3 protein-coding genes are annotated in these 4,445 nt (G+C 74.2%); all 3 read left to right on the plus strand.

Annotated features, from left to right (window positions below; translation table 11 throughout):
* On the plus strand, positions 1–1,299 hold a 1,299-nt coding region (locus C468_RS05390; RefSeq protein WP_008847864.1), incomplete at its 5' end, for a MutS-related protein.
* Positions 1,289–3,031 (plus strand): DNA mismatch repair endonuclease MutL, encoded by a 1,743-nt coding sequence (gene mutL / locus C468_RS05395; RefSeq protein WP_008847865.1) that lies wholly within the window; start codon positions 1,289–1,291, stop codon positions 3,029–3,031. The genes C468_RS05390 and mutL, both read left to right, overlap by 11 nt.
* Before the next feature lie 131 nt (positions 3,032–3,162).
* The coding region (locus C468_RS05400) for a right-handed parallel beta-helix repeat-containing protein (protein ID WP_008847866.1) at positions 3,163–4,445 on the plus strand (1,283 nt) is incomplete at its 3' end.

Raw genomic sequence — 4,445 nt, forward strand, 5'->3', positions numbered from 1 at the left:
GACGCCAACCTCGACCGGGTCCCAGACGACTACCGCCGCCGGCAGACGCTGAAGAACAGCGAGCGCTACTACACGCCCGAACTCAAGGAGCGCGAGGAGGAGATTGTCGGCGCCGCGGAGCGCGCGGACGCCCTCGAGTACGAGCTGTTCGTCGACGTGCGCGATCGCGTCGCCGAGGAGACGGAGCGCATACAGGGGCTCGCGGACGCGATCGCGGCGCTCGACGCGCTCCGCTCGCTGGCGACGGTCGCCGTCGAGCGCGACTACGTCCGCCCGGAGATCGTCGCCGATCCCGACTCCGCTCCCGACGCGGGCGTCGAGATCGAAGGGGGCCGTCACCCGGTCGTCGAGCGCGCCGAGGCGTCGTTCGTCCCGAACGACGCGGACCTCCCCTGCGGGTCGATCGCGGTGATCACCGGACCGAACATGAGCGGGAAGTCGACGTACATGCGGTCGATCGCGCTCGCGGTCGTGCTCGCCCAGACCGGCTCGTTCGTCCCCGCGCAGGCCGCCTCGATCCCGGTGTTCGACCGGGTGTTCACCCGCGTCGGGGCCTCCGACGACATCGCCGGCGGCCAGTCGACGTTCATGCGCGAGATGAGCGAGCTGACGGAGATCCTCCACGACGCCGGGCCGGACTCGCTCGTCCTCCTCGACGAGGTCGGCCGCGGCACCGCCACGACCGACGGGCGCGCCATCGCCCGCGCGGCCGCCGAGTTCATCCACGACGAGCTTGGCGCGACCGCGCTGTTCGCCACCCACTACCACGACCTGACCGACCTCGCGGCTGAGCGCGAGCGCGCGTTCAACCTTCACTTCACCGCGACCCGCGAGGACGGCGACGTGACGTTCCTCCACCGGGTCGTCCCCGGCGCGTCCTCCTCCTCGTACGGCGTCGAGGTCGCCGAGCTCGCCGGCGTGCCGGCGCCCGTCGTGGAGCGGTCCCGAGACCTCGTGGCCGCGGAGACGGGCGACGCGGAGGCGGGCAGAACCGAGTCCGGCGCGCCGGACGCGGTCGGACCGGAGGGGGGCGCGCCGGACGACGGCGGGGAGGCCGGCGACGCCTCGCTCCGAGAGTTCCTCGCGGAGGAGGAGGGTCACGACACCGCGGGCGACGCCGACGGCGACGACGGAGACTCCGCGGATTCCGGACAGGACCGGGAGTCGGAGCGGGCCCCAGCCGAGCCCGCCGCCGATCTGACCGCCGCCCTCCGCGACCTCGACCTCGCCCGGATGACGCCGATCGAGGCGCTGAACGCCCTCCACGACCTCCAGTCGCGGGTCGACGATGACGGGTGAGGAGCGCGCCGGCGGGGGCGCCCCGGGCGACCCGGAGGGGCCGGACCGCGTCAGGCGGCTCGCTCCCGCCACGGTCGACCGGATCGCCGCCGGCGAGGTGGTGACGCGTCCCGCCAGGGTCGTCGGCGAGCTGATCGACAACGCGCTCGACGCCGGCGCTTCCCGGGTCGAAGTCGCGGTCGACGGCGACGGCACCGACCGGATCCGTGTGAGCGACGACGGCCGCGGGATGAGCCGCGAGGACGCTCGGCTCGCGGTCGAGCGCCACGCGACGAGCAAGCTCGCGCCGGACGGCGACCCGGTCGGCGTCGGCTCGCTCGGCTTCCGCGGCGAGGCGCTGGCCGCGATCGCCGAGGCCGCGCGGCTCGAACTCGTCACCAGCGACGGCAACGCGGTCGGGACGCGGGTGGTGGTCGACGGAGCGGCGAACGACCTCGATTCCGCGGGGCCGACCGTCACCGACGCCGGGCGCGCCCGCGGCACCACCGTCGTCGTCGAGGACCTGTTCGCGACTCGGCCCGCGCGCCGGGAGTCGCTGGCGGGACCGGCGGCCGAGTTCGCCCGGGTGTCTTCGTTAGTCGCGGACTACGCGCTGGCGAATCCCGCGGTGGCGTTCACGCTGACGCACGACGGGTCGCGAACCCTGTCGACGCCGGGCACCGGGGTCACCGAGGCGCTGCTCGGCGTGTACGACCGCGAGACCGCGAGCCGCTCGACGGAGGTCGCGGCGAGCGTCGAGATCGCGAGAGGTGGGGACGAATCCGCGTCGATCGACGTGTCCGGCGCCCTCGCGTACCCCTCGATAACGCGGGCCGCCCGCGACCACGTCCGGGTGTCGGTGAACGGGCGACCGGTCCGGAACGACCGGCTCGCGGCCGCGGTCAGAGCGGGGTACGGCCGGCTGCTTCCGGACGGGCGCGAGCCGGTGGCGGCCGTGAACGCGTCGCTGCCGCCCGTCCGCGTGGACCCGAACGTCCACCCGGCGAAGCGGGAGGTCGGGCTCCGCGACGCCGACGCGGTCGCCGACGCGGTCGAGTCGGTCGTCGCCGACGCGCTCACGGGCGCCGACCTCCGGCGGAAGGCCGAGGTCGACACGGGGATCGAGGGGGCGCTGACGCCGCTCGGCGACGACGGGGGCGAGCGTCCGGCGGCCTTCGCGGACGCGGAGCCGATCGGGACCTTCCGCGACCTCTACCTCCTCGTCGAGGCCGGCGACGAGCTCCTCGTGGTCGACGGCCATGCCGCCCACGAGCGCGTGAACTACGAGCGGCTCGCCCGGGCGTTCGACGGCGAGGCGGTGCCGACCGTCGACCTCGACCCGCCGGCGACCGCGTCGCTGTCGGCCGACGAGGCGGCGGCCGCGGAGGCGCACGCCGCCGCGCTCGCCGCGCTCGGGTTCGAGACGGAGCCGTTCGGCGGGGGGACCGTCAGGCTCCGGACCGTCCCGGCGCCCTTCGGCCGGGCGGCCGACGCGGGCGCCTTTCGGGACGCGCTCGCGACGCTCTCGGAGGGGGAGCCGCCGCGAGACGCCCGCGAGACGCTGCTCGCCGACCTGGCGTGTCACCCGTCGCTGAAGCGGGGCGCGATCGGGGACCTCGGCGCGGGGGAACTGCGGTCCCTGCTCGACCGGCTCGGCGAGTGCGACCGGCCGTACGCGTGTCCGCACGGGCGGCCGACGGTCCTCTCGGTGGACGAGGCGACGTTCGCGGCCGGGTTCGGCCGGGAGCGGTGACCGCCGCTCCCGAGCGACTCGACCGGAACGGCGCCCCTCGATCGCCTCGTCGAAACGCGCGAATAGCCGCCTGCTAACGCGAGATTCGCCGGCGCATAACGATGAGACCCGAGACGCTCTCTCCGGTACTCATGTCGAACGAAGCGAATCCGCCGGACGGCCGCTCGCAGGAGGAACACTCGCGACGGGATTTCCTCCAGAGAAGCGTCGGCGGGGGGTTCGCCTTCGCCGGAATCGGGGGCGTTCGGATGGTGACTGGCGGCGGCGACGAGAGCCCGGATCCCATCGAGGGGCCGACCACCATCGACGAGCCCGGGCGGTATGTCGTCGCCGACGACCTCTCCGCGGAGGGCGATGGGATCGAGATCGCCGCGAACGACGTGACGATCGACGGGCGGGGTCACCGGCTCGAGGGCGACGGGCGACGAGCGGGGATCCGGATACGGGACGGCGCGCGCGGCGTCGCGGTCGAGAACCTCACCGTGCGGGACTTCCGCCGGGGCGTCGACGTGGGGTGGGGCAGCTCCCTGACCCTCTCCGCCGCGACGATCGAGGGGAACGCCGCCGACGGCGTGCGGAGCGACGGCGAGGCGGAGATCGAGTGCGACGGGGTGACGATCGGGCGAAACGGCGGCAGTGGAGTCGACGTGTACGACGGTCGCGTCTCGATACGCGACTGCGAGATCCGGGAGAACGCCGAGCGAGCGCTCGACGCGAGCGCCCGCGCGACGGCGGTCGTCGTGGACTCCGTCGTCGCGGACAACGGCGGCGGCGTGCTGCTTCCGGCGACCGGCGGGTCACGGGTCGAGCGGGCGCTGATCGAGGGGAACGACGGCGCGGGACTCGAAACGCCTCCCGTCGGCCGCGCCTCGGTCGGCGGGAACGACGGCTCGTTGCGAACGGCAGCGCCCGTTGATCGCTCGCCGATCGAGGCGAACGGCGGCCCGCACCTCAGGTCGGCTCCCGTCGGGAGTCCCTCGCTCGACGACCCCGTTCTCGTGCGTCACTGCGAGGTCCGGGGCAACGCCGGCCCGGGAATCGAGCACGCCAACGGCTTCCTCGAGGTGCGCGACTGCGCCCTCGTCGGGAACGGCGTGGGGTACAGGCTGCGGGCGGGAGCGGAGTTCGAGGCGGTGCTCCGGGACAACGTCATCGAGGAGAACGAGGAGGGCGGCGCGGTCGCTGACGCGACGCCGTTCCCGAGACCGATCGACGCGACTTGTAACTGGTGGGGCGACGAGACCGGGCCACGGCATCGGGACAATCCCCTCGACGACCCGAACGGGCAGTCGGTCAGCGATCGCGTCGAATTCCTTCCGTGGAGCGCCGAGCGCCCGGCGGGCCCCGACCGGACCGCGGGTGCCGATCGAGCCGAGGCGACCGATCAGGCCGAAGACGGCGACCAGGCCGAAGA

This window comes from Halorubrum kocurii JCM 14978, assembly GCF_000337355.1.
Classification (GTDB): domain Archaea; phylum Halobacteriota; class Halobacteria; order Halobacteriales; family Haloferacaceae; genus Halorubrum; species Halorubrum kocurii.